Origin of the sequence: Trichococcus palustris, from assembly GCF_900114465.1 — a bacterium.
GTDB classification, from domain to species: Bacteria; Bacillota; Bacilli; order Lactobacillales; family Aerococcaceae; genus Trichococcus; species Trichococcus palustris.
The window spans coordinates 37,314-62,433 of record NZ_FOTD01000016.1; the positions used below are offsets into that span (position 1 = coordinate 37,314).

General features: G+C 47.8%; 20 protein-coding genes and 1 pseudogene. 14 read left to right on the top strand and 7 right to left on the bottom strand.

Annotated elements, in window-relative coordinates:
• Position 1: 1 nt before the first annotated feature.
• Positions 2-499, bottom strand: a complete 498-nt coding sequence (locus BM101_RS10585; protein WP_087033120.1) for a QueT transporter family protein — start codon at positions 497-499, stop codon at positions 2-4.
• Positions 500-929: 430 nt separating this feature from the next.
• Here BM101_RS10585 and BM101_RS10590 point away from each other — a divergent pair, with 430 nt between their 5' ends.
• From BM101_RS10590 to BM101_RS10650, 11 genes are all read left to right on the top strand, one after another.
• A complete protein-coding gene (locus tag BM101_RS10590) occupies positions 930-2,261 on the top strand; it encodes a ferredoxin reductase family protein (protein ID WP_087033121.1) in 1,332 nt (443 codons plus the stop codon).
• 178 nt (positions 2,262-2,439) lie between these two features.
• Positions 2,440-2,673: a cytochrome b5 domain-containing protein gene (locus BM101_RS10595; RefSeq protein ID WP_087033323.1), complete on the top strand. Its 234-nt coding sequence runs from the start codon at positions 2,440-2,442 to the stop codon at positions 2,671-2,673.
• A gap of 91 nt (positions 2,674-2,764) precedes the next feature.
• Entirely contained in the window at positions 2,765-3,007 is a 243-nt protein-coding gene (locus BM101_RS10600) for a YdeI/OmpD-associated family protein (RefSeq protein ID WP_087033122.1), read from the top strand.
• 430 nt (positions 3,008-3,437) lie between these two features.
• Complete coding sequence (locus BM101_RS10610) at positions 3,438-4,502, top strand: FUSC family protein (protein ID WP_087033124.1); 1,065 nt, start codon at positions 3,438-3,440, stop codon at positions 4,500-4,502.
• Between the two features lie 697 nt (positions 4,503-5,199).
• Positions 5,200-6,963, top strand: coding sequence for a glycoside hydrolase family 3 protein (locus tag BM101_RS10620; RefSeq protein ID WP_087033126.1), 1,764 nt, complete (start codon positions 5,200-5,202; stop codon positions 6,961-6,963).
• Positions 6,964-7,306: 343 nt separating this feature from the next.
• Positions 7,307-7,801, top strand: coding sequence for an Lrp/AsnC family transcriptional regulator (locus BM101_RS10625; RefSeq protein ID WP_087033127.1), 495 nt, complete (start codon positions 7,307-7,309; stop codon positions 7,799-7,801).
• Positions 7,798-8,979: an aminotransferase class I/II-fold pyridoxal phosphate-dependent enzyme gene (locus tag BM101_RS10630; RefSeq protein WP_087033128.1), complete on the top strand. Its 1,182-nt coding sequence runs from the start codon at positions 7,798-7,800 to the stop codon at positions 8,977-8,979. Before BM101_RS10625 ends, BM101_RS10630 begins: the two co-directional genes overlap by 4 nt.
• Positions 8,980-9,287: 308 nt before the next feature.
• The gene (locus BM101_RS10635; RefSeq protein WP_087033129.1) at positions 9,288-9,602 is read left to right on the top strand and encodes a rhodanese-like domain-containing protein; all 315 of its coding nucleotides are present in this window, start codon (positions 9,288-9,290) and stop codon (positions 9,600-9,602) included.
• Positions 9,602-11,254: an FAD-dependent oxidoreductase gene (locus BM101_RS10640; RefSeq protein ID WP_087033130.1), complete on the top strand. Its 1,653-nt coding sequence runs from the start codon at positions 9,602-9,604 to the stop codon at positions 11,252-11,254. Before BM101_RS10635 ends, BM101_RS10640 begins: the two co-directional genes overlap by 1 nt.
• A gap of 1 nt (position 11,255) precedes the next feature.
• A complete protein-coding gene (locus tag BM101_RS10645) occupies positions 11,256-11,552 on the top strand; it encodes a rhodanese-like domain-containing protein (RefSeq protein ID WP_087033131.1) in 297 nt (98 codons plus the stop codon).
• Complete coding sequence (locus BM101_RS10650) at positions 11,549-11,812, top strand: metal-sensitive transcriptional regulator (RefSeq protein ID WP_087033132.1); 264 nt, start codon at positions 11,549-11,551, stop codon at positions 11,810-11,812. Before BM101_RS10645 ends, BM101_RS10650 begins: the two co-directional genes overlap by 4 nt.
• Positions 11,813-12,052: 240 nt before the next feature.
• Here BM101_RS10650 and BM101_RS10655 read toward each other — a convergent pair whose 3' ends face one another.
• Positions 12,053-13,054, bottom strand: coding sequence for a nucleoid-associated protein (locus tag BM101_RS10655; RefSeq protein ID WP_087033133.1), 1,002 nt, complete (start codon positions 13,052-13,054; stop codon positions 12,053-12,055).
• A 214-nt stretch (positions 13,055-13,268) separates the two neighbouring features.
• Here BM101_RS10655 and BM101_RS10660 point away from each other — a divergent pair, with 214 nt between their 5' ends.
• The 3 genes and pseudogenes from BM101_RS10660 to pyk form a co-directional block, all read left to right on the top strand.
• Positions 13,269-14,390 (top strand): NADH-dependent flavin oxidoreductase, encoded by a 1,122-nt coding sequence (locus tag BM101_RS10660; protein ID WP_218149925.1) that lies wholly within the window; start codon positions 13,269-13,271, stop codon positions 14,388-14,390.
• 441 nt (positions 14,391-14,831) lie between these two features.
• Positions 14,832-15,761, top strand: a complete 930-nt coding sequence (locus BM101_RS10665; protein ID WP_087033134.1) for an EamA family transporter — start codon at positions 14,832-14,834, stop codon at positions 15,759-15,761.
• Between the two features lie 162 nt (positions 15,762-15,923).
• Positions 15,924-17,348: pseudogene (gene pyk, locus BM101_RS10670) on the top strand (pyruvate kinase); the annotation flags it as partial.
• A gap of 84 nt (positions 17,349-17,432) precedes the next feature.
• On the opposite strand, the gene BM101_RS10675 reads toward pyk, so the two are convergent.
• The 5 genes from BM101_RS10675 to tnpB form a co-directional block, all read right to left on the bottom strand.
• The gene (locus BM101_RS10675; RefSeq protein ID WP_177194484.1) at positions 17,433-20,072 is read right to left on the bottom strand and encodes a YhgE/Pip domain-containing protein; all 2,640 of its coding nucleotides are present in this window, start codon (positions 20,070-20,072) and stop codon (positions 17,433-17,435) included.
• A 20-nt stretch (positions 20,073-20,092) separates the two neighbouring features.
• Positions 20,093-20,572: an Rrf2 family transcriptional regulator gene (locus BM101_RS10680; RefSeq protein ID WP_087033136.1), complete on the bottom strand. Its 480-nt coding sequence runs from the start codon at positions 20,570-20,572 to the stop codon at positions 20,093-20,095.
• A 250-nt stretch (positions 20,573-20,822) separates the two neighbouring features.
• Positions 20,823-22,214: an argininosuccinate lyase gene (gene argH / locus BM101_RS10685; protein ID WP_087033137.1), complete on the bottom strand. Its 1,392-nt coding sequence runs from the start codon at positions 22,212-22,214 to the stop codon at positions 20,823-20,825.
• 171 nt (positions 22,215-22,385) lie between these two features.
• Positions 22,386-23,624, bottom strand: a complete 1,239-nt coding sequence (locus BM101_RS10690) for a Zn-dependent hydrolase (protein WP_087033138.1) — start codon at positions 23,622-23,624, stop codon at positions 22,386-22,388.
• 246 nt (positions 23,625-23,870) lie between these two features.
• Positions 23,871-25,016, bottom strand: a complete 1,146-nt coding sequence (gene tnpB, locus BM101_RS10695) for an IS200/IS605 family element RNA-guided endonuclease TnpB (RefSeq protein ID WP_093399863.1) — start codon at positions 25,014-25,016, stop codon at positions 23,871-23,873.
• Between the last annotated feature and the right edge of the window lie 104 nt (positions 25,017-25,120).

Consider the following 25,120-nt stretch of genomic DNA (forward strand, 5'->3'; position numbering starts at 1 on the left):
GCTACAGTTGCGGGACTTCCCTTTTATAGAATCGTTTTTCCAGTGCCTGCACCAAAAAGTAGCCTACGACAGCCGGTACAGACTGGCCGATGCAAAGGCTGATGACCAACGGGATGAATGGTATTGATAAAAGTTGGGACAGGTAGATCGGCACGCCGACTCCTGGGATGAAAATGATCGGTAAAATCAGGCACCATTTCGGCAAGTTGTATTTGCTGACGGCATAGACAAGTGCTGCGGTCACGATACCGACGGCGGTACCGCCAAGCATATCGACGATCCCTAATCCGCCGAAGAACAGGTTCGACAAGAGATTGGCGAGTCCTGCAGGAACGATCAAGAATGGATTAAAATAAGCAAGGGCGTAAAGAGTTGTGGCGATGCGAATTTGATATTGTCCAAAAGCGAAAGATTGTGTCAGAGACATGATGACGATATACATAGCGATGTACATTGCTGAAAAAGTCAGTTTTTGCGTTTTTGTAAATGTTTTTGGCATCGGTCCACCTCCTAGTATTTTTTTCAACGCCTTACAAGAATAAAAAAAGACACACGAATGGCAAGAGGGATGTATCCAGGGATAACAAGCTCATCTTACAAACATTTATGTGTTTCAGTCGCTTTATTCTTTTACCCTAGTTTTATTTTACGACAGGATGGTTACGAACTGTCTCGATTATTCTAACAGAGAAGGGCAAGAATGCCAATAGGCTCGGGGCTGCAATTATCGATTGGTTGCGGTTTTATTTTCGATTCAAATGAGATGCGTTTCTTTTCTTTATCCAAGGGTTCTTGATTGTATTCGCACATCAAAAACAATAAAATAAATATAGTTACAGAGTTGCTATAGTTGAAATGGCTATGCCTTTGCCATTTTTTTCCGATACTGTTTCCGACGAAAAAAACAAAACGTAAAGAAGGACTGAATTATGAAGAGGAAAACGATACGACTTCTCATCTTTGCTGCCTATCTCCTCAGTCCCTTGCTCTTCGCTGCAGTCGCATTCCGGAACAGGAGCAGCACACCTATCGCCTCCTTCTTGGGCATCGTCGCCTACACCTGGTTAGTGGCCGGCGTCATCATCGCATCCCGGCCCACATTCATCGAAAAATACTTCAGTTTGGACAAATTGAACAAGTTCCATGCCGTCATGGCTATCCTTTCTTTATCCATCGGTATCATCCACAAATTTTGGATAACTGCCGTCTGGGGTGAGGTCTATGGGTTTTCTACGGTTTATGGGGATTTGGCTATCGTCACTTTCTTGGCTATAGCCGCATTCACCATACTCATCATGACCAACTGGTTCGGCAAGTGGAAACTGATGAAGTCCATCAAAACGGTCCTGAAAAAACTGCCGTTTGCCCATTACGACAATATGAAGATTCTCCATAACTTCAACATTCTGGCGGCCACCTTCCTTGCGATCCATGTGCTGACCATGACCTTTGTCGTGCAGGGGGATATCCTTGCCGGCACTGTGTTGGGCGCCTATTTTGCCATCGCCGTGAGCCTCTATGTCAACCACAAATTCCTCAAACCGATGCGTTTGAAGAAGAATCTCTACACCATCACCAGTGTCCAACCGGAAAAGGGCAACATTTTGAATGTGGCGATGAAGCCGGATCAAGGGGAAGTATTTCCCTATAACGCCGGCCAGTTCGTTTTCATGCGCGTGAAGGACAAGCGCTATCCGTTCGAGGAGCATCCCTTCTCTTTGATAAGCGCGCCGCAAAACCGCAAAGAAATCGCCGTTGCCATCAAAGCTGCCGGCGACTATACGAATAAGATCCAAGACCTGGAACCCGGCGTGAAAGTCACGGTTGAAGGTCCGTACGGCGGTCTTTGGCGCATTCGGGAAGAACTTCAAAATACTGAAGACAGCCTGGTGCTGTTCGCGGGTGGCGTCGGCATAACGCCGCTGTTGGGCATTCTGGAAGACATCAAACACAAGCAATTGCCGAACAAAATCGTTCTGGTCTGGAGTCTGAAGGATCAGAGTGAATTTGGCTTTGCTGCGCAATTGCAGAGTTATACCGAAACCATTCCCGATTTCAATTTGGTTCCCTTCTTCGCGAATGAAAGCGGATTTTTGGATGCCGGTAAAATCCAAGCTATTTTCCAAAATAAAGACGTCCACTACGAAAAGGCTCAGTATCTCCTGTGCGGGCCGAGGCCCTTCATGGAAGCAATCGAAACGGCACTGGCGGAAAAAGGTGTCCCTAAAAATCGGATTCACTTCGAAGCCTTCGCTCTATAGAAAAGGAGGAATTCTTATGTATTCCAAAATAAAATTCTTAGCTTTGTTGACTGTCACATCCCTTGCCCTGTTCGCCTGCGGAACGAGCACATCCAATAACAGCACGACGACTTCTTCAGAAATGGCATCAACCAGTTCGGTGTCCAGTTCCAGTTCGATGTCCAGTACCAGCTCAGAGATGGCCACCTTTACGCTGGAAGAACTCAGTCAATATACCGGTAAGAATGGGGAAAAAGCATATGTTGCCGTGGATGGTGTCGTCTATGATGTCACCAATGTACCAGCCTGGAAAAACGGCGAGCATCAAAACGGATTGACTGCCGGAAAGGATTTATCTAAGGAAATCCTAAGCTCTCCGCATGGAAAAAAGGTTTTGGAAAATCTGCCGGTTGTGGGTAAATTAGTAAAATAGTCTCGGCACGGGGTCGGACTGAAGAACAAAGGGGGAAGCTCATGAGGGCTTTTCCCTTTGTTTGGCTAAAAAATACGGGGAGGTGCTGGTGATGGATTCATCCAGGCTGAAGAGAGCGGTCAACCCGATGCCGGAAGATATCAGGCAAAGGATGGAAGCGGAAAAGGTGTTCGCTGTCTACCGGTTTCGACCGGCATACCAACAAAATGACTATATCGGCTGGATAAACCGGGCAAAACGTCCAGAAACGCGCGAGAAGAGGATTGCGCAGATGATCGCTGAATTGAAGACCGGTGACAGCTATATGGGCATGGACTATCATTCCAAAAAATAAAGACGAAAAAGAAATGGTGTCTGCGAATGAGAGCGCGTTTACGATTAATTATTTCCTATTCGATTCTGATGTTATGAAAATAGATGTCTATATTTTGTTGGATAATTCAAAAGAGAACGAGGGTCATATCCGGGTTAAACGTTGTTTTAATAGTATTTGTTATCTGCATCTTTATTTTTGTGAAATAATATTGCTCTTTAAAACGGACGTTTTTTTTGGTAATGTAGAGATATGGAAATTTCACCTTCGAGTAAAAATTTAGTTATACCATGTGGCAACTTTCGTTATGTTCCATCATTTCATTTAAGAAACAGTAGGTTCCGGGAAATGCAAGGCGTTCTTTAGGGCGGCTTTTTTTTATTGGAAAACCTGCGTCTGAATACTATCATAGAGAAGGAGTTGTTGGCTTATCAGGAAACATATAAGTGAAATGTTACATATAAGGGAGACGGATGATACCCTTACAAGGGTCATCGGTGCCGGACTGAGTACAGCTGTTCCGTTGATCATCGGGTTGATGATTGGAAATATGCGGGTTGCAACTTTCGGAAGCTTGGGGGCATTTGCCTTCTTGTCTTTCCAGCCGTTCTCGACGCCAAAATTGGCGAGGCGTATTTTCATTGTAGGGATATCGATCATGGCAGGCCTTTTTATCGGCGGGTTGTCATCTATGCTGCCATGGACGAGTCCGATTGCGCTCGGGTTTGTCAGCTTGGTGGGCTTCCTGATTTGCCGCATCCTGCGCATACCGAATCCGGGACCTTTCTTCGTCATCATGGTCACTGCGATGGGTACAGGGCTGAAACTGCAATTCCTGCATCTACTTCAGGCGGTGTCTTACGTCGGCATCGGCGTGCTGGCTTCCATATTCTGGGCTTGTCTTGCGGGCTATTTCAATCATCGTTACCTGAAACGTCCCTACAAAGATGATACGAAGACTATTCGGGAACATCTTTACGAAGCGGTTGAGCAGGACTCGGCGCTGTTGTTGTCCTCTGTCCACCATGCAGCCATCATCTTCTTTGCAACCTACTTAGCGCAATCGTTGGGGCTAGGCAACTCCTATTGGAGCGCAATCTCATGTGCGGCAGTATTGCAGGGACGCGAATTGAAAGTCATCTTCCATCGGAATATCCAGCGTATCATCGGTGGGGTTGTCGGGTTGGCGATCGGGATGTTCTTCTTCTCGCTGAACCTGAGCACAGTCAACACAGTCGTCGTTTTGATTATTTTGAACTTCTTCGTGGAATATGCGATGGTCCGTAACTACGGACTGGCAAACTTCTTCACGAACCCGCTGGCGCTCTTGCTGGCGAATCTATCCAGCAGCGCATTCGCCATCGAATTGGTGGAATATCGTTTCTATGGCCTTGTGCTGGGCAGTTTGATCGGTTTTATCGGAGCCGCTTTGATTTCGTTTTCCATGAAGATGTACGAGAAAGAATTGACGTTGGCCCGCAAGAGCCATGAAACGGAACCCAACAAACTTGCATAAATAGACGCTAAAGAAAAGCTTGTTCATTCATCCTGAAGCGGGGGAGGAACAGGCTTTTCTTTTCGCTGTTTTCGAGAAAGTGGACACGGTGCTTAGATAGAAAAAAGCGAACGGATCCGTCTCTCATTTTGCCTTTCTTTTTTTGGGGCTATGCTATAATTGATTCATAATAGATACATTTGGAGGTCGCATTATGGCAAATGTTAAAAAAGGTGGTTTGATAGTATGAGTATTTTAAGAGAGCTTATCATCAGAAGTGTGTTAGTTGTTGCATTAAATGATGCCATAATATTTTACTGGATTAGTAAAAATTCTCGGAAAATAACAGTGCCTTTAGCAATTGGAATTATAGTAATCACATGTATCGCATTAGTAATTAATATTTGGTATTGTCTTTATCGAAGAGGGATAAGTTAAGCATATTTTTATAAAGCGAATGAAGGGGTTGCCACCAATGGAGGCAACCCCTTCTTACATCCAATCAAATTATGAACATAATCCGAACCTTTTGTTAACAACCGGTAAGTGACTTTCTATTTGAATCCAAAAGCCATATACTAAATAAAGTAGGGATTGCGGGACAATCCTGTGCAAATAATTGTATGAAACAAGGTTCACACAGTGATGGATAAGCATCATTGCTGTGTGAACCGAGAGCATCATGCAAAGAGAACACATTCTGAGAGGAGACTAATTAATGAAAGTCGAATTAACAGCAAAACCTTATAACCTGGATGCTGAAGGCATTAAATGGGTAAAAGACACAATCGCGGGCATGTCAATCGAGGAAAAAATCGGTCAATTGTTCATCAACATGGGTGCTGAGCGCACAGAAGAATACTTAACGGGTGTTTTAAACGATTATCATATTGCGGGTGTCCGTTATAATCCTGGTAAGGCGGAAGAAGTTTACGAACAAAACAAAATTTTACAAGAACACAGCAAAATTCCGTTGTTGATCGCGGCCAACACCGAAGCGGGCGGTAACGGCGCATGTACAGACGGCACCTATATCGGTGTTGAAGTGAAAATCGCCGCTACAAACGATGCTAAGTACGCATACGAAATGGGCCGCGTTTCCGGTGTTGAAGCTGCTGCTATCGGCTGCAATTGGAGTTTCGCACCAATCGTGGACATCAACCGCAACTGGCGTAACCCGATCATCGCAACGCGTACGTGGAGCGGTGATGTAGAAAAAACAATCGAAATGTCATTGGCATACATGAAAGGTATCCAAGAAAGCGGCATTGCACCAGCGGCAAAACACTTCCCTGGAGACGGAATCGATGAACGCGACCAACATCTATCATTCAGCGTAAACCCATATTCGACTGAAGAATGGGATGATACTTTCGGTAAAGTATACGGCACCTTGTTCGATGCCGGCTTGCCATCCATCATGGCTGGTCACATTTCATTGCCTGAATACGTGAAATACTTCAACCCTGAAGCAACTGTTCAAGAACAAATCTTGCCAGCTACTTTGAACAAATACATCCTGACAGACTTATTGCGCGACAAAATGGGCTTCAATGGCTTGGTAGTAACGGACGCTAGCCACATGGTTGCGATGACTTCTGCCATGAAACGCCAAGATATGCTTCCAACAGCTATCGCTGCAGGTTCAGACTTGTTCTTGTTCTTCAACGATCCAGAGGAAGATTTCCAATGGATGTTGGATGGCTACAACAACGGCGTCATCACGGACGATCGTTTGGAAGAAGCCTTGACTCGTATCTTGGGTACAAAAGCTTCTTTAGGCCTACACAAAAAAGCGAAAACAGAAATCTTGCCGTCCAAAGAAGAAGCGATGGCTAAGATCGGCTTGCCAGAAAACAAAGCAATCGCAGTTGAAGTTGCCGACAAAGCGATCACTTTGGTTAAAAACAACCAAAATATCTTCCCGATTTCACCAGAAAAGACAAAACGCGTCTTATTGGTTAACGTTGAAGGCCATAAAGGCGGATTCGGCGCAATGATCGGCGGCGAAGCTGTTCGCCCTGTTGATACATTGAAAGGTATTCTGGAAGCTGAAGGCTTTGAAGTTTCTATCTGGGAATCTACCGAAGAAAGAATCAACAAATTGCCGGAAGAAGAAAGAGGCGCTGCCGTTGCTAACGTGTACGCTCAAAAACGTCCGATTAAAGACTTGATTGCAGCTTACGACTTGATCATAAACGTAGCTTCGGTACAACCGAATACGGATCAACGCATCCAATGGCCAGCTTCAAAAGGAACACCGGACATTCCTTTCTATGTCCATGAAATTCCTACAATCTTTGTATCTGTGCAAGCACCAAACCACTTGGCTGACGTGCCTCAAGTACAAACATACATCAACACATACGATAGCAAAGACTTCACCTTGCAAGCCCTTGTCAACAAAATGGTTGGCCGTTCCGAATTCACTGGCGTTTCTCCAGTGGACGCATTCTGCGGATTCCTGGATACACGCTATTAAGCGGCTGTTTTCGGTAAAATAAACAGAGGTAAATAAGCTTCGCATCTTCACGATTATGTGGGGGATGCGAAGCTTTTTTCGGTTTCATTACAAGCAGTTTAACAATTACTGGAAACAAGCAAAGCTATCGTGATAGGAACCAACCGTCTCTTGGTTTTAAATGCATTCGTTTTTCTTTATAAAGCAGATTCGTAAACCATAGTGTGCATTTTACGAACATTCCTGAAAACGTATTTGCAAGTGCTATTTAGGAGTGATAAAATGGAAGAAATTTCAATTAAAAGCAACTGCTGAAAGAGTATGAGAATGCCCTTTATGCGTGAAAATCAAAGGAGGCACTACGATGAAAAACGAACTAAACGAAAAAATCCTGAAGATTATCGAAAAAGACAGCAAACTGACTGCCGAGGAAGTGGCGGTCATGTTGGGCGCTGCCACGGAAGAAGTGGAAACAGCCATCAAAGAGTTGGAAGCGGAAAAAATCATCTGCGGCTATCATACATTGATCAACTGGGATAAGACCGGCGACGACGAAGTTTCAGCCATCATTGAGTTGCGAGTGAATCCGCAAAGAGGCTCCGGCTTTGACCGCATCGCTGAAAAAATATACCATTTCCCGGAAGTGGAAGCCGTTTCCCTGATGTCCGGCGGATTTGACTTTATGGTTCAATTGAAAAAAGCGCCGATGAAAGAAATCGCGTTATTCGTTGCGAAACGCCTATCCGTCATCGACGAAGTGCAATCTACGACCACCCATTTTGTCTTGAAACGCTATAAAGACCACGGTACGCTATTCGTGGATGAGGGTGACGATAAACGGATGGTGGTCACTCCATGAGAAATCCGATAAATGCAAAAGTAAGGGATATCAAGCCTTCCGGCATCCGGAAGTTTTTTGATATCGCGAATGAGATACCGGGCGTCATCTCGCTCGGTGTGGGCGAACCCGATTTCGATACCCCGTGGATCATCCGTGATGAGGGGATGTATACCCTGCAAAAGGGGCGTACCTTCTACACGGCTAATGCGGGATTGATTGAATTGCGCGAAGAAATCTGCCGTTATCTGGATCGCCGCTATGGCTTGAAATATTCGCCACAAAATGAAACGCTCGTGACCGTCGGCGGCAGCGAAGCGATCGACTTGGCTTTGCGTGCCATGCTGGATCCCGGTGACGAAGTTATTTACGCAGAACCATGCTATGTCTCCTATCTGCCTTGTATTGTTTTAGCGGATGGTGTTCCAGTCGCTGTCGAATTGAAAGAAGAGGACCAATTCCGTCTCAAGAAAGAGGATTTGTTGGCGGCAATCACGCCGAAATCGAAAGTAGTCATCCTGTCTTATCCGAATAACCCTACCGGGGCAATCATGAGCAAGGAAGACTTGGAAGAGATTGCCGCAGTCATCATCGAAAACGACCTTTTCGTCATCACCGATGAAATATACAGCGAACTTTCCTACAATGGGGAGCATGTCAGCATCGCATCCTTGCCGGGAATGAAGGAAAGGACAGTCTATATCAATGGCTTCTCCAAAGGTTACGCGATGACGGGCTGGCGCTTGGGATATGCGGCGGCGCCTCCAATCATCATGGAACAGATGATCAAAATCCATCAATTCGCGATCATGGCAGCACCGACGACCAGCCAGTACGCAGGTATCGTTGCACTGAAAAGCTGCGACGACAACGTTGCCGAAATGCGGGAAAGCTACAACCAACGCCGCCGTTTTTTGATGAAGATCATGAAGGATCTGGAGCTGCCTTGTTTTGAACCATTTGGGGCATTCTATATCTTCCCGAATATTTCTGAATTCGGATTGACCTCGGAAGAATTTGCGACCCGTTTGGTGCTGGAAGAGAAGGTCGCCGTTGTTCCAGGGACCGCCTTCGGTGACTCTGGCGAAGGATTCATCCGCATCTCCTATGCGTACTCCATCGAAGAATTGAAGGAAGCCTTCGAACACATCAAAAACTTCATTGAAAGACTACGCGTCGAAAAGAAAAATAATGGTTAAAACCCAATAAAACCGCAGTATTTGTATCCGATACAAGTGCTGCGGTTTTTTGTCTTGTAGGGGGGGGCTTATCTTTTTGTTGCATCATTCTTTCGTGATATCATTAAATTGAAAGGGTGGCAACAGGGTTTTGTTTTTTTGTATCCAGCAAGGTCGGTTGAGGCTTTCTATTTCCCTCCTTCTTCTAATTTTTTCTTTTTTATAAACAAAACAGTTTACAAATTATACCCCTTGGGGTATTATGAGTGTATGAGGCAAACAGATAACGAAAATCAAATAAAATAAAGAAGATAAAAGAGGGGCACACCATGTTTTTTAACTTATTCAAAAGCATTCCAACCATTTCAACAAAAGAATTAGCGAATAAACTGCCGGAAAAACCGCAGATCATCGATGTCCGCGAACCGAACGAGTATGTTTCAGGACATATTCCTGGTGCGAAGAACGTTCCTTTAGGAAAAATAGGTTCATATACCCCTAGAGGTAAGGTGTACGTCATCTGCCAATCAGGTATGCGCAGCAAAAGAGCTGCAAAAACCTTAGAATCAAAAGGATTCGATGTAGTCAATGTCAGCGGCGGCATGTCAGCATGGTCCGGAGCGACAAGAGGAGGAAAACTGTAATGAAAATTGTTATTATCGGAGGCGTAGCGGGGGGCATGTCCGCTGCAACGCGTTTAAGAAGACTGAATGAGAATGCCGAAATCATCGTATTGGAAAAGGGCCCGTTCGTTTCGTTTGCGAACTGCGGCTTACCATACTACGTATCCGGGGACATCAAAGAGCGCAGCGACTTGCTTGTTCAAACGCCAGAACAATTACGTGCAAGGTTCGACTTGGATGTTCGTCCTTTCAGTGAGGCAACGGCCATTGATGCGGATAAGAAAGAAGTGACCGTCCGTTCGACTGAAGGGGAATACAAATTAGCCTACGATAAATTGATCCTGTCGCCGGGTGCGAAACCATTCGTTCCGCCCGCAGAAGGATTATCCGAAGCCAAAAACATTTTCACGATGCGTAATGTTCCAGATGGGGATGCAGTAACGGGATTCATCCTGGAGCAAAAACCGAAGAAAGCGGTCGTGATCGGCGCCGGCTTCATCGGGTTGGAAATGGCTGAGAGCTTGGCGCACCGTGGTTTGGAAGTTACAATCGTCGAAAAAGCACCGCATGTATTGCCGCCGTTCGATGAAGAAATGGCTGCTTATCTGGCGAACGAACTGAAAGAGAATGGCGTAACTCTCTATACGGGTGTTGCCGCTACTGCTTTCCAAAATGAAGGGAAAACAATCATCCTGGAAAATGGCTTGACATTGGAAAGCGACCTGACCATCATGTCGGTAGGGGTTCAACCGGAAAACGGCTTGGCTATCGCTGCGGGCATCGAAACAGGCATGCGTGGAGGGATCCTTGTTGACGAAAACTATGAAACAAGCAAAAAAGACATCTATGCAGTCGGAGATGCCATCATCGTGAAGCAACAGATCACGGGCGAAGACACGATGATCGCCTTGGCTTCACCGGCGAACCGTCAAGGCCGCCAAGTTGCCGACGTCATCAGCGGTTTGAAGAGGAAAAATAAAGGCAGCATCGGCACTGCCATCGTGCGTGTCTTCGGCTTGGCCGCTGCTTCAACGGGGCTGAATGAACGCCAATTGCAAATGGCCGGCAAAGAATATGCTGCTATCCATACCCAAGGGAAGAGCCACGCAAGCTATTATCCGAACGCTTCAGCCATCGTATTGAAGCTGATCTTCGATCCTAAGACAGGCGAAATTTTCGGAGCGCAAGCGATCGGAGCGGACGGCGTCGACAAACGTATCGATGTCATCGCAACCGCCATCAAAGGACATTTGACCGTCGAAGATTTACCGGAATTGGAATTCACCTATGCGCCGCCATTCGGTTCCGCAAAAGATCCCGTCAACATGGCCGGATATGCGGCATTGAACATCGTCGAAGGCATTTCCGAGAATATCCAATGGCATGAGCTGGAAAAAATGCAAGTTATGGGCTACCAACTGGTTGATGTCCGCACTGCAGGAGAGTTCAACAAAGTGGGCCGCATGGCTGGCGCCATCAACATCCCCGTCGATGACTTGCGTGCACGCATCGGCGAGCTATCAAAAGAAACACCGATCATCGTCAGCTGTCTGAGCGGATTGCGCAGCTATATCGCTGAACGTATCTTGAAACAAAATGGATTCACAGTCAAAAATTTAGACGGGGCATTCAGTCTGTATGCTACCGTCAGACCAGAAAAGGTGGTAAAATAAGATGTTTCAATCAATCACAATGCCGGAATTCGAACAATTATGGAAAAAAAACAAGGTCAAATTGGTGGATGTTCGCGAAACGGACGAATTTGAACATGCCCATATCGATGGCGCTATATCCATGCCTTTAAGCGAATTGGAAGAAAAGACCGATCAATTGAATAAAAAGGAAAACTATTATGTGATGTGTCTAAGCGGGGCCCGTTCAATGGCTGCATGCCAATATCTATCGAAAAAAGGCTATAAAGTGACAAACGTTATGGGAGGTATATCCGCCTGGAAAGGGGACGTTGTATGAACCAATACGACAAAAAAATAGTGAACCGCATCAAACGTGCGGAAGGGCAGATGCGTGGCATCCTGGCCATGATGGAAGAAGGGAAAGACTGTGTGGATGTCGTGACCCAATTGTCGGCGGTCCGTTCCAGCATCGATCGTGCCATGGGGCTCATCGTGGCGGAGAACTTGGTTGCCTGCGTGAGTGATCAAAAAAAAGATGGCATCAGTCAAGAGGAAAGCATCCAGCAAGCCATCAACTTGCTTGTCAAAAGCCGCTAGTGTTAAAGACAGTCTGACTTTTTGCACCGGATTAAGATAGGCTGCTGAAAAAGTGAAGAATTGTTACTCAGAGCAAGAGGGATTTCCACTTCTATAAAGAAAACCGCATAAAAATGGTGATGAATCTCCATTTTTATGCGGTTTTCTTGTTTTTTTCACTTGAATTATGGGTAGGACTTTTCCAGCAGACTCTCTAAACAGTGATGCATTCCATAACGGAAAGCTTGTTCCGGTTCCTGGTCAGAACAGGTTCTTTATTTTCTCGATGTTCTTGATGATGACCGAGAGCGTTCCGTCGGGATTGTTGACGAACTCGACAACCTCGGGGTCTTTATAGAGTTCCAAGGGGATGCTGATTTCGATGCCGTTGTCGAGGCGGAATTTTTGCTTCGAATATTTCGGTCCGGCGACTGCGGCTTCGGCAGGCGCGCGGTCCACATAGCCCAGTTCCTCGATCTGCTCGAAGTATTTTTGCTTCTTCGCATAGTTGTCGCCGAAGAGGGTTTCGGCGATCATCTGGTTGTCGATGACGTTCTCTTCCTGCATGCTCTGGACGATGGCGTCCTTCGTTTCCGCCAACGCCTGGAATTCCTCATCATTGAAAGCCTTGCTTGTCTTTTGAACGGCTTTTTTGATGATGGAGATGTTCTCCTTCAGGCTTGGTTTCGGCGTATTCTCCAGGAACATTTCCGTGAAGTAGTTCACTTTTTCGCCCAGCTCGGCGATCAGGTGTCTCTTTTCGATCACATGGTATTCCATCGTTTCCAGGTTCAAGACAAGCCCCTCTTGGATGGCTTGTTTTTGGGAAGGCAGGATGGCGCGGTTCAGGACAATCTGATTGGTCAATACGTCGCCTTCATAGGAGACGAAGTGCGTATAGCTGTCCGAGTAATTCAGCTTGAATAACCCCAGGCAAGGCACCCCATCCAATTCGAAAAGGGCGAACAGCAAGTCCGCCGCGGGGATCTCCGGATTCAGTTTGGTGATGCTGAACAGCTTGTCCGATAAGGCTTTGGTGCCTTCGACGAAATCCTCTTGGCAATTTTTGAAAAGGGAATAGACCGGGTTGTCTTCCGCCAATACCCCATCCTTCATGTTGTCGGAGTCCTCGACTTTGCCGACCATGGCTTGGATGTAGTCAATCGTCAACCGTTCCGATGTGTCCAGGCCGGCATAGGAGAAGAGCGGTTCATTGGTGTTGATGTCCAGAATATGTAAAATGGCTTCCTTGATACGTATCATTTAAACTACCTCCGTTTGTATTCACGCAGATTAGTATCTCACAAAACGGGGATTGGAAAAAGCGAACAACGCATTTTTCCGGGAAAGATTGTGTCCGGGAAATGCTGTTGCCGAGAGCAATCTGTTTGGTAACGGGGGTGAGTAGAGTATACTGAAACCAAGTATCGAATAAAATTAACACCGCAATGAATGCGCATCCAAGGAGGAATTGATTGTGAAAGAGGAATATCAAAAATTATTTGAACCGTATGTCTTGCCGTCCGGGGTAACCTTGCGAAACCGTGTGGTTGTAGCGCCAATGACGACGCACTCCGCTTTCGAAAACGGTATGGTCACAAACGATGAACTGGCTTATTATGCGCTTCGCTCCTGGGGTGTGGGCGCATTCATCACGGCATGCGCCTATGTGTCGGAAGGCGGAAAATCATTCGACGGCCAAATCGGGATCACGGATGACAAATTCATACCGGGATTGAAGGCCATGGCGGATACCATCAAGGGCAAGGGGGCGAAAGCCATTCTGCAGATCATGCATGGTGGCCGCATGGTCAACCCCAAGGTGATCGGCGGGAAGCAGCCGGTCAGCGCCAGTGAAGTAGCTGCCTTGCGTCCGAATGCCGTGGTTCCGCGTGCGTTGACAGATGAAGAAATCGAACAGATCATCAGAGACTTCGGCGAGGCGACAAGACGGGCGATAGCGGCGGGCTTCGACGGAGTGGAAATACACGGGGCCAATACATATTTGCTGCAGCAGTTCTTTTCACCGCATTCGAACCGTAGGAACGACAAATGGGGCGGCAGTCTGAAAAAACGCATGACTTTCCCTACAGCCATTGTGGAAGCCGTCCTGAAGAGCGTAGCGGATCATGCACAAGAACCTTTTGCGGTAGGGTATCGCCTGTCGCCGGAAGAAGTCGAAGAACCAGGCATCACCATCCCGGATACGCTGCAGCTGCTGGACAAGTTGATCAGCTATCCGTTGGACTACATCCATCTCTCAATCGGGAAATACTTCGTGACTTCCTTACGGAATAAGGAAGACAAAACAGAAGTGTTGGATACCATCAGCAGACATGTAGCCGGGAGAATCCCGCTTATTGGAGTGGGCTCCGTCCATACACCGGAAGACGCAGTGAAGGTTATGGATAAGGGTATCCCTTTGGTCGCCCTTGGCCGCATCTTGCTGTGCGAACCGAGATGGGTAGAAAAAGTCGAGGAAGGCTGGGAATTTGAATTGCACTACCGCATCTCGGCGGATGACATGGACAAACTGAAGATTCCGCGTGCCATGGCAGAAAGTATCCAATCCGTACCAGGGTGGTTGCCTTTCGAATAAGCGAATAGAGGAGAGAGTGAGACAAAAAGCGTTTGACCCGAATCACTGGAGCTAATAAGCGGAGGATGTTCATGGACCATCTGAGCATTATTCGTTAAGTGACGTCGGCTCTGCTTTTTGGAACACGTTTAGAGAGTGTGTGATAATGCGCGTTTTGACACCCGGACGTTGGAGCAACCTGCTTCCGTTCACTTCTTTTGTGAACGAAAGCAGGTTGCGAAACGGAAGTGGTGTCTGCGAATTAGAACACGTTTACGATTAATTGTTAGAAAATAAGAAAACGGCTAGGGATTGTCTCTTTTGCGTAGCGGTTCAGCGAAATAAGCTGATTTGGGAACGTTATCTCTCGTTATTTTCTAAAAAAAACCCGAAAATCCTTCAGCTTTCCCGTTATATCAACTATAATGGACGAAAAAGCGTAAAAAGGAGTAGTGTAGAGGGATGTCTCGTTATAAATCTGGTGTGCTGTTCACAATCATAGGAGCCTTGTTTTGGGGGCTTTCAGGGACGTGCGGGCAATTTCTGCTGCAGTTCCGTGGCGTTACGTCAGGTTGGTTAGTATCGGTTAGGATGTTGTCGGCAGGGCTGGTTCTGCTGTTGTTGTGCTATAAAAAAGAGGGGAAGGCCATTTTTCGCGTCTGGAAAGAGACGAAAGATCGACTCGATCTGTTCATCTTTGCCGCTTTCGGACTGGCATTCTGCCAATTTACCTACTTCTCTACGATCACTTATTCAAATGCCGGAACGGCGACGGTCCTGCAATTCTTGGCTCCGGTCCTGATCATGGCTTATCTTTCCGTCAAGAATAAAAAAATGCCGCGTGCGATGGAATTGTTGGCGATTTGCTTTGCGGTGGCGGGCATTTTCCTGCTGGCGACCCATGGCCAGTTCGACAGCCTGGCTATTTCAAAAAATGCGCTAGTCTTCGGGTTGTTGTCAGCCCTTTCGGTTGTCATCTACAATCTCCAACCGGCACGATTGATCAAAACGTACGGTACGCTGTTGGCTCTGGGCTGGGGGATGCTTATCGGAGGAATCGTGCTGTCCTTCATTTATCAACCCTGGCAGGTGATTGGCACTTGGGATATGCCGGCGCTGCTTTCTCTGGCGGCCATCATTGTTTTGGGGACGGTCGTATCCTTCAGCTGTTACCTGGAAGGCGTCAACCGCATCGGTGCGACAGCCGGAAGTCTGTTGTCATCGGCTGAGCCGCTAGCGGCAACGTTCTTGTCGGTTGCGTGGCTGAAGGCATCCTTGGATTGGACGGATGCCTTGGGGATCGGCCTGATCCTTTCCACAGTCATCCTGTTGACGCTGAAACCAAAAACTGCAGCTGGCATAGCGATGGCGCCAAGCGAACTAATACAATAAAAGAATCGGCAGAATCATTCACGGCGCAGTGCGACAGTATTGCGTTTTTTTTCTTGCCCTGACCCGTCAGATTTTCTAAAGCCTTCTATTTGTTTTATAATAGAATCAACAGAGAGATTGTCGAAAGATGGATGCACAGCATAGGAACGAGGGACTGAAATGGTGAAGAAAACGAAGATTGTCTGCACAATCGGACCGGCTAGCGATTCGATTGATACTTTGGTGAAAATGATAAATAACGGCATGAACGTGGCAAGACTGAACTTTTCGCACGGCGAGCATGAAACGCATCTGGGCAGTTTGAACAACGTCAGGGAAGCGGCAAGGCAAGCCAATCAGGTAGTCGGTATTATGTTGGATATCCAGGGACAAAAGATACGCACACACAAAATGACGGATGATGCGGTGACCTTGACCACGGGGGATACTGTCCGCATCAGCATGGATCAGGTGCTCGGGACAAAGGATAAATTTTCAGTGACCTATCCGACTTTGATCGATGACGTCACGATAGGGATGCACATCCTGATCGATGACGGCCTGCTCGTTCTGCAAATAACGGACATCGATTACGAAACGAAGGAAATCATCGCTGTCGTGCAGACGGGTGGAGTGTTGAAGAATTCGAAAGGGATCAATGTGCCGGAAGCAAAATTCAGCATGCCCGGACTGACCGAAAAAGATGCAGCCGATATCCGTTTCGGTGCGGAACATGGTGTGGATTATATCGCGGCCAGCTTTGTCCGCAAACCGAGTGATATCCTGGAAATCATCGCGATTTTGGAGGAAATGGATGCAGCCGATACGCAAATCATCGCGAAAATCGAAAACCAGGAAGGCGTGCAGAATGCCGAGGCTATTTTGAGCGTCTGCAGCGGTCTGATGGTGGCGCGCGGGGATCTGGGTGTGGAAATAAACGGCGGCGATGTGCCGATAGTCCAAAAAGATTTGATCCGGAAATGCAATATCGCCGGAAAACAGGTCATCACGGCGACCCAAATGCTGGACTCCATGCAATGGAATCCGCGCCCGACAAGAGCGGAAGCGAGTGACGTCGCCAACGCCATCTTCGACGGGACCGATGCGGTCATGCTTTCGGGTGAATCCGCAGTCGGCAAATATCCGGTTGAAACGGTTGCGATGATGGCGCGCATTGCGGTCAGGGCAGAAGAAGCATTGGATGTGAACGGTGGGCATCTAACGATGAGCGATCTATTCGAAAAGGATTCCGTCACGGAGGCCATCAGCCAAGCGGCTGCGCAAACGGTCAAAAATCTGAGCATCAAAACCGTTGTGGCGGCGACCAGCTCCGGCCATACGGCACGGATGATTTCAAAATATCGGCCAAAAGCCAATATCCTGGCGGCAACCTACAGTGAGCGGGTTCAGCGAGGGCTTTCACTCGTCTGGGGAGTCCAAGCCTTTGTGATCGATATCCCGAGAAATGTGGACGATATGCTTGAAAAAGTAACCGCTCTGGCAGTAGAGAAAGGCTTCGCCCAAAAAGGCGATGCCATCGTCATCACCGCCGGAACACCGATACTCGAAAGCGGCACAACCAACCTCATGAAAATAGAAAAAATAGGATGAAAAGCCTTTGAAAAAGGACAAAAAAATACCTGCTCCGGTTCCAGATAATGGAATCGAAGCAGGTATTTTCTGTCCAGGCTCTTATGCCAACTGTGTTTCAAAATCATCTTGTTCAGGATCTTCCTCAAAATCTTCTTGCCGCAGTTTTTTGTGTTTCACCGTATAGAAAAGGATGATCAGCAGGTTTACGGCAACAAGAATTCCCATTAATACGAACAGGTCCGAAGAAATGCTTCCACCGATGCCGAATAATTGCCGGTAGGCATCAACCGAATAGGTGATCGGCAAGTAAGGGTGGATGCCTTCAAAGAAGCTGTTTGATAACTGGATCGGGTAAGTACCGCCTGAGCCTGACAATTGCAGGATCAGGAATATCAACATCAGGAATGATCCGACTTTATCAAACAATAGATTGAACAGCATGACGATCGAGACCGAGGTCAGTGCCGTCAGGATGGTGACAAGCAGGGTTTTTCCGACGGATGATGGCTCGAGACCATTCACGGTAAGCAAGAGACCGACCATGATGACGGATTGGCAAACGCCTACAGCCGCAAGGACGGATATCTTACTTGCCCACCAGATGAAGCTGTTTTTCGGATATTTTCTTGGCGTGTAGATATCATACATCAGGTTCAGGCTGATGGCGCCGACGAAAAGGGCGACGGACATCATATAAGGTGCCATGCCGGTTCCGTTGTTGGCGATGGGTGCCGTTTCGGTTTGATTCGCGATGACCGGTTCAGCCATCATGCTGTAGGTGTCTTCAGTGGCATTCACCTCGTTCAAAGCGGTGCTGCCGTCCTGCAGTTTCGTGCTCAATTCGGTCGTTCCGCTCAATAACGTGGAAAGACCATCGTCCAGTTTTTGTGAGCCAGTGGCCAACTGGCTGGAACCGGAATGGATTTGTTCGGCGCCAGCCGCAAGCTGACTTGTGCCGGTGCTCAGTTGGGGAGCATTTTCGACCAGCTGCATTGTTCCGTTTGCCAAGGCTTGCGTCCCTTCCTGCAGTTGGTTTGTACCGGAGACGAGCGTTCCCGTTTGGGCATTCAATGTTTGCAGTCCCGAGCTTAATTGCGAACTGCCTTCCGTCAGCCTTTGCCCGCCGGAAGCTAGTTGTTGTGTACCCTCAGAGAGTTGCGACAGTCCGGAAGCAAGCGCCTGGGAGCCCGTTTGCGCTTGGGCTAGGCCAGTCTGCAAGGATTGGGCACCGGATAATAACAATTGGCTGTTCGTTCCGAGCTGATTGAATCCGGCGATCAATGTGCTTGTTCCGCTGTAGAGGCTGCCGTAGCCGCTGGACAATTGGCTCACGCCCGCCTGCAAAGCAGCGACTTGGTCCAAAATGGTGGAGGCATCGATATTTTTAAGGCCGGAAAGGGCAGACAGGTCGGTTCCAATTGTTTGGACGGAGCCGGCCTGTTCGGTTGCAAGGGTTGCTAATTGAGCGGAAATGGCTTGGCGGACGGTCGATTCCTGTTCAGCCGTCAGATTTGCGCCGCTTTGTTCGATTGTTGTCAAAATCGCAGTCGTATTTGCAGTCGGGTCAGCAGCCGCAATAATGCTGGCTAACTCGTTTTGGACGGAGGTAACCATGGCAGACAGGTTGCTCAATTGGCCCATCGCATTGGATAGATCTGTAGAGAGCGTGGAATGCTGTAATTGGCTGTCCAACGTTTCAAGGCCGTCCTTCATTTGGTCAAGACCGGCCTGCAGAGCGGTCAATTTTGTTTGCTGCTCTTCGCTGGAGAGCGTGTTGTGCAGTGCATTCAACCCGTCGATCAAAGCTCGGCTTCCCTGAGTCAGTTGGGCCATGCCATCATCCAGTCTGCTCATCCCAGCCGAAAGTGCGACCGTATTAGTGGCTAGTGTTGATAGCCCGGAGCTCAACGTGCCGCTTCCATCAGCTAAATCAGCGGCGCCGTTCGTCAATTGGCCTACGCCTGATGCCAGGGCTGGCATGTTTGCGGTCAGTGTGCCCACCCCTTCATTCAAGGCAACGGCTCCTGCATCCAGTTGGCTGACGCCATCCAGATAGGTCTGCAGACCGACATTCAAGCTGTCTGCGCCATCTTTGAATGTCAGCGTGCTTGCGGCCAATGTATTCAAGTTTGCGGTGATGATTTCATTGCCGTCTCTGATCTGCAGCGTTCCATCGCTCAATTGTGCGCCGCCATCAGCTGCTGTTTGCATGCCGTTGGCCACGCTTTGCAATTCGGCAAATACCGTTTCGGCATAGATAGCCGTCACTTCATTTGAAACGGTCTCCTTGATTGCATTCGCTGCCGATGCCGTCAGTTTGGAAGCGATATAGCTATGGCCGGCGCTTGTTTCGTAAGACAGTTCCATCTGTTTGGGTGTTTTATCCAGCAGGGTGGTCGCATTTTGCGAAAAATCTTCGGGGATGGTGAGGACCATGTAATAGTCGCCATCTTTCAGTCCGGCTTCGGCTGCTTTTTGGGATACAAATTCGAAATCCAAAGCATCCGACTCCTTCAATCCCGCTACCATCGTGTCGCCGATCGCCAAATTTTCATCGTTATAGCTGACGGCCTTGTCCTGGTTCACTACCGCAACCGGAAGATTCGCTAATTTTCCATAGGGGTCCCACATGGAGCTGAGGAATATGACAGTGTAGAGGGAGGGAATCAAACTGATTCCGAACAGAATAGCTAACATCATTTTCTTGTTGAAGATCGACTTCCATTCTTGTTTTATCAAGGGTGTGCACTTCCTTATCATTAATAACCTTCAGTGGCCGAAGCGATTGTTTCCCAATCAACATTTTCTACTTCTTCGGCGCCTTCAACCAATAAAGATTCAAGCGTATATTTTTGCAATCGGTTTTTAAATTGCTGTTCCGCATCGAAAAAAACATCGAGGACTTCCCGCTTTTTGGTTTTTATCTTGTCGGCATGGAGGAAAACTTTTTCAGCCAAATTGGTCGGCCGGACAAAGCTCTCTTTCCCTTCGATCGCTTCATAGATGTGCAGTATGGTAATCTCTTTCGGTGTCCTATTCAATACGAATCCGCCGTCTTTACCGGCTTCGGAATGGACCAAGCCTGAGACGACAAGCTCCCGCATCACTTTTTTTAGATAGGAATCGGATACGGCCAACCGTCTGCTTAAGATGGTACTCTTTAAGGGACGCTTGTCCAGCTGGGTCGCCAACATGATCATAATGCAAAGGGCTTGCTCAACCCCGCTCTTCATTTTCATAAAATCGTTCTCCTTTCGTAGATAAGTTTTATCCATGGATGTATTTTATCTCTTAATGGAACGATTTTCAAGTTTTTTTCTATTCTAATATCTGTTTGTCTTCGGAAAAACAAAACTGGGGCCGGAACAGATCATCAAAGATGATGTCTGTTCCAACCCCAGCTGCATAATAGGAACCTATCTTAATCGTGTTCCAAAAGCCTGGATCGATGAAGTTAGGCTTTTTCACCGCCTGCAGCCTGGAAAGCTATCAGGAAATGATTTGGTAATCTTTCAGCTTTTCTTTTACGGCATCGATGTGTTCCTTCACGCGTTCCGGTGCAGGACCGCCGGCAACGTTTCTGCGGACCACGCATTCCTTCAAATCCACTTTTTTATAGATGCCTTCATCGAAAGCATCGGAATGCTTTTTGTACATTTCCAGAGGGAAATCTTCTAACGTAAGGTTATTGTCTTCGCATTCCTGAAGGATGTTCCCGGTGATTTGGTAAGCATCACGGAATGGAACGCCTTTTTCGACCAAGAAATCTGCGCAGTCAGTGGCGTTCAAATAGCCTTTTTGAGAGGCCGTCAGCATGGCTTCGGCATTGACATCCATATCGCCCAACATCGGCGGGATGATCTCCAGGCAGAAGATGACGGTATCGAGCGCATCGAACAATAATTCCTTCTCTTCCTGCATGTCTTTATTGTAGGCAAGCGGCAAACCTTTCATCAAGGTCAAGACGCCCATCAAGTCGCCGAAGACGCGGCCGGATTTCCCTCTCAATAATTCAGCGATATCCGGATTTTTCTTCTGCGGCATGATGCTGGAACCGGAAGAAAAAGTATCCCTTAATTTCACGAAACCGAACTCCTGAGAAGACCAGATGATGATTTCTTCGGCAAAACGGGAAATATGGACCATGATGATGGACATGTCCGCCAACAGCTCCAAGGAATAGTCGCGGTCGGATACGCCGTCCAGACTATTTTGGGAGAAGTCTTTGAATCCCAAAGCTTCGGCAGTATACGCGCGGTCAAGCGGCAGCGTAGTTGTCGCAAGGGCGGCGCTTCCCAAAGGCATATAATGGAGAAGTCGTTCTAGGTTGTCTTCCAAACGGGATTTATCGCGCAGAAACATTTCCGCATATGCCATCAAATGATGCGCAAAGGTGATCGGCTGGGCACGTTGCAGATGGGTGTAGCCAGGCATGATGGTTTCCAGATGCTGTTCCGCTTTTTCGCTCAAGGCAAGCACAACATTGGCTGCGAGTGTCGTCAAGTGATCCAATTCTGAAACGGCGTAAAGTTTCAGCGCGGTTGCGACCTGGTCGTTGCGGCTTCTGCCGGTATGGACTTTTTTGCCGATTGCGCCCAGGCGACGCGTCAATTCAGCTTCCAGGAAACTGTGGATATCCTCCTCGGAAAAGTCGATCGCCAACGTTCCATCCTGTAATTCATCGTTCATCTTGCCTAATTCATTGACAAGCGCATCCGCTTCGTCCGCAGGGATGATCCCTGTATGTCCCAACATTTTAGCGTGGGCGATGCTGCCGGCGATGTCGGCATAGACCAGACGGGCATCTGCATCGATTGATGCGTTGAATTGGAATGCTTTTTCGTTCATTGAACCGTGATAATTATTTGACCAAATAGCCATGTTTTTCCTCCTTGAAAGGACTTCTACAGCCGGCACAACGGCCGATGAGAAGATCTCTTTTTTTATTTACCCCACAATTACTTATGTGAATGGATTTGTTGGGTTGCAATAGCAAAGCACAGCTTCCCTGACCGGGAAAGTGCCTGGCTCCATCGACCCGTTCCGCTTTTATTATACCGTAGCTTCCGTCAATTGCACTATCGTTTTAAAGACAAGTTCGATCCCTTTTTGCAGATGTTCATAATCGGTCCATTCGGCGGGTGTGTGGCTGATGCCGCCTCTGCTTGGGACGAACACCAGCCCCACATCGGTGAAGCCTGCGAAAATCATGGCGTCATGTCCGGCTCCGCTGACCATGTCCCGGTATTTCAGCCCCAATTTCCTGCTGTTTTCAACGAGAACAGCGTGGATATTTGCCGACAAGTGCACAGGTTCCATATATAATAGGTCCGCAATGTCACAAGTGATCCCATCCCTTGCAACACTGTCCACAAGGTTGTGCACATCTTTCAGGATGCGTTGGATGGTTTGATTGTTTTTGGAACGGATATCCACAGTGAAGACCACCCGACTGGGGATAACATTTGCACCGTTTGGATAAACCGACAGTTTTCCGACGGTCAGCACCGTATCATCCTGCTCCTGCAGCGCCAAATCGGGCAATTGATGGATAACGGTCACGGCCGCCGCAAGGGCATCGGCTCGTCCAGGCATAGGTGTTGTCCCCGCATGTCCGGCTTTTCCTTCGATTGTAACCCGGATTTCCGTCATACCCACAATTGTATCCACAAGCCCTACATCTTCTCCTGCATTTTCCAGGACGGGGCCTTGTTCGATGTGCAATTCAATGAAGGCTTTCGTATCTTTCGCTGTACGGAGGGCATCAGCTGCCTTTTCCGCATGGAATCCGAGCATTGCCATCGCCTCGGCTGCGGAGATGCCGTTGCCGTCCTTCATTTCCGCCAGTTGTGCGGCGGTCACTTGTCCGGCAATCATGCGGGAGCCCAATACACCTCCACCGAAACGCGATCCTTCCTCTTCGATCATTGCGATGACTTCCAATGGATAGGCTGGGACCAACTGCTGTTCCTGGAATAGCGCTGCGACTTCCAAGCCCGTCACGACGCCGGCTGGACCGTCAAAGGAACCGCCGTTCGGGACGCTGTCGAAATGGGAACCCACGATGACGGCAGGAGCACCGGGCAATGTTCCTTCCAGACGGCCATAGATGTTGCCGACAGCATCTTCGCGGACTGCCAGGCCATATCGCGACATTTGTTGTTTGATGTAGGCACGCGCCAATCGATCTTCCTCGCTGTAGGAGAGTCTTGTCGTTCCTTCACCGGGGGTAGCCGTATAACGGCCGATGGTTTCGATGTGGTCCTGAATCCTTTGTATATTTGCTCTCATTGCTTACCTCCTTACATGGAAAAATTTTGTGATGGACGGATGAAGAAAAGGATTTTTTGCGAAAAATGCACATAAGTCACCTGCCCTTCTCATTTCGTTCTAATTATATTTTTTTGAACCTCTCATGACTAAAGTCACGAGATTCTTGGGAAGAGGGCATCCTTGCCGGTGTATGTCTTTGCCGGCAGCGGTTTCCCTTGTTTACCAAGCTATCCCCGTAGTACCTACGGTTCTTATCTTTGGTGATTATTTCATGGCATGCAGCCTTAGACCTTCGGTCAGGATGTTCCTGCTGGCGTTAATGTCGCGGTCATGATGCACATGACAAATCGGACAAACCCAGTCCCTGACAGTCAATGGCATCGAAGGGGCTTTATATCCGCAGCCTTCCGTGGAACATAACTTGCTGGATGGGAACCATCGGTCCACCTTGATGATGTCCCGACCGTACCAATCTGCCTTGTATTGCAATTTTGATACAAAGCTGGACCAGGAGACATCGGAAATGCTCTTGGCCAATTTGTGGTTGCGCAACAGACCTTTCGTGTTCAAGTCCTCGATACAGATCACATCGTGGTTTTTGATGAGTTCCGTACTCAACCGGTTCAGGAAATCCATCCGTTGGTTCGCCACTTTTTCGTGCAGACGAGCCACTTTTCGCTTTTGTTTCTGGTAGTTTTTTGCTTGGAACAATTCCTTGCCATCCTTTTTGGCGACCAGAGCGCGGCGGGATAATTTGCGTTGTTCGCGTTTCAGTTTCTTCTCCATTTGGGAAGTGAACGCATCGTTATCCTTTTTTTGGCCGTCGGAAAATATGGCGAAATCCGTGATACCCAAGTCAATCCCGATGATAGACTCAGCTTTTGGCCATTCGTAGATTTCTTCTTCACACAGAAGAGACACGAAATACTTACCGCTTGCATTTTTGCGGAGGGTGGCACTCAGTATCCGGCCTTTAGGCTGGCGGCTTTTCGCAAATGTAACCAAGCCCAACTTAGGCAATTTAATGTGTTTATCTTTTACTTCAATGCTGTTGTTTACGTTTTTGGTTGTATAGCTCTGGACGGGATTATTCTTGCTTTTAAAATTCGGCTTATCATTTTGTTTTCTAAAAAATCGGGTAAACGAATCCGCTAAGTGCTGTAAGGAGGACTGAAGCGCAATACTGTCGACTTCTTTCAACCAACCGGTTTCTTCTTCCCTTTTCATTTTGGGGAGCATGGCGGAGCAAGCGTTATAGGACAAGCCTTTGCCGGTTTCCGCATAGGTGGTGTTCCAGAGATCCAGAAAGTGATTAAAGACAAATCGTGAACAGCCGATGGTTTTCGCAATCAGAATGGTTTGTTCCTGATTGGGATAGAGGCGGAATTGATAGGCTTTGTATCGCAGCATTGAACTCATCTCCTTTACTCCAATTATACGCCGAGGCTGTCATAAGAACAAAAAAGACCGCGCCGATTCATCCCACGATTGAAATCACGGGTGTTCTCGGCGCA

Coding starts and splice junctions, on each gene's coding strand:
- BM101_RS10645 (WP_087033131.1), top strand. CDS start 11,256: ATGTTTCAATCAATCACAATGCCGGAATTCGAACAATTATGGAAAAAA.
- BM101_RS10630 (WP_087033128.1), top strand. CDS start 7,798: ATGAGAAATCCGATAAATGCAAAAGTAAGGGATATCAAGCCTTCCGGC.
- argH (WP_087033137.1), bottom strand. CDS start 22,214: ATGGCTATTTGGTCAAATAATTATCACGGTTCAATGAACGAAAAAGCA.
- BM101_RS10690 (WP_087033138.1), bottom strand. CDS start 23,624: ATGAGAGCAAATATACAAAGGATTCAGGACCACATCGAAACCATCGGC.
- BM101_RS10620 (WP_087033126.1), top strand. CDS start 5,200: ATGAAAGTCGAATTAACAGCAAAACCTTATAACCTGGATGCTGAAGGC.
- BM101_RS10650 (WP_087033132.1), top strand. CDS start 11,549: ATGAACCAATACGACAAAAAAATAGTGAACCGCATCAAACGTGCGGAA.
- BM101_RS10590 (WP_087033121.1), top strand. CDS start 930: ATGAAGAGGAAAACGATACGACTTCTCATCTTTGCTGCCTATCTCCTC.
- BM101_RS10585 (WP_087033120.1), bottom strand. CDS start 499: ATGCCAAAAACATTTACAAAAACGCAAAAACTGACTTTTTCAGCAATG.
- BM101_RS10665 (WP_087033134.1), top strand. CDS start 14,832: ATGTCTCGTTATAAATCTGGTGTGCTGTTCACAATCATAGGAGCCTTG.
- BM101_RS10625 (WP_087033127.1), top strand. CDS start 7,307: ATGAAAAACGAACTAAACGAAAAAATCCTGAAGATTATCGAAAAAGAC.
- BM101_RS10610 (WP_087033124.1), top strand. CDS start 3,438: ATGTTACATATAAGGGAGACGGATGATACCCTTACAAGGGTCATCGGT.
- BM101_RS10600 (WP_087033122.1), top strand. CDS start 2,765: ATGGATTCATCCAGGCTGAAGAGAGCGGTCAACCCGATGCCGGAAGAT.
- BM101_RS10680 (WP_087033136.1), bottom strand. CDS start 20,572: ATGAAAATGAAGAGCGGGGTTGAGCAAGCCCTTTGCATTATGATCATG.
- BM101_RS10655 (WP_087033133.1), bottom strand. CDS start 13,054: ATGATACGTATCAAGGAAGCCATTTTACATATTCTGGACATCAACACC.
- BM101_RS10640 (WP_087033130.1), top strand. CDS start 9,602: ATGAAAATTGTTATTATCGGAGGCGTAGCGGGGGGCATGTCCGCTGCA.
- tnpB (WP_093399863.1), bottom strand. CDS start 25,016: ATGCTGCGATACAAAGCCTATCAATTCCGCCTCTATCCCAATCAGGAA.
- BM101_RS10635 (WP_087033129.1), top strand. CDS start 9,288: ATGTTTTTTAACTTATTCAAAAGCATTCCAACCATTTCAACAAAAGAA.
- BM101_RS10595 (WP_087033323.1), top strand. CDS start 2,440: ATGGCCACCTTTACGCTGGAAGAACTCAGTCAATATACCGGTAAGAAT.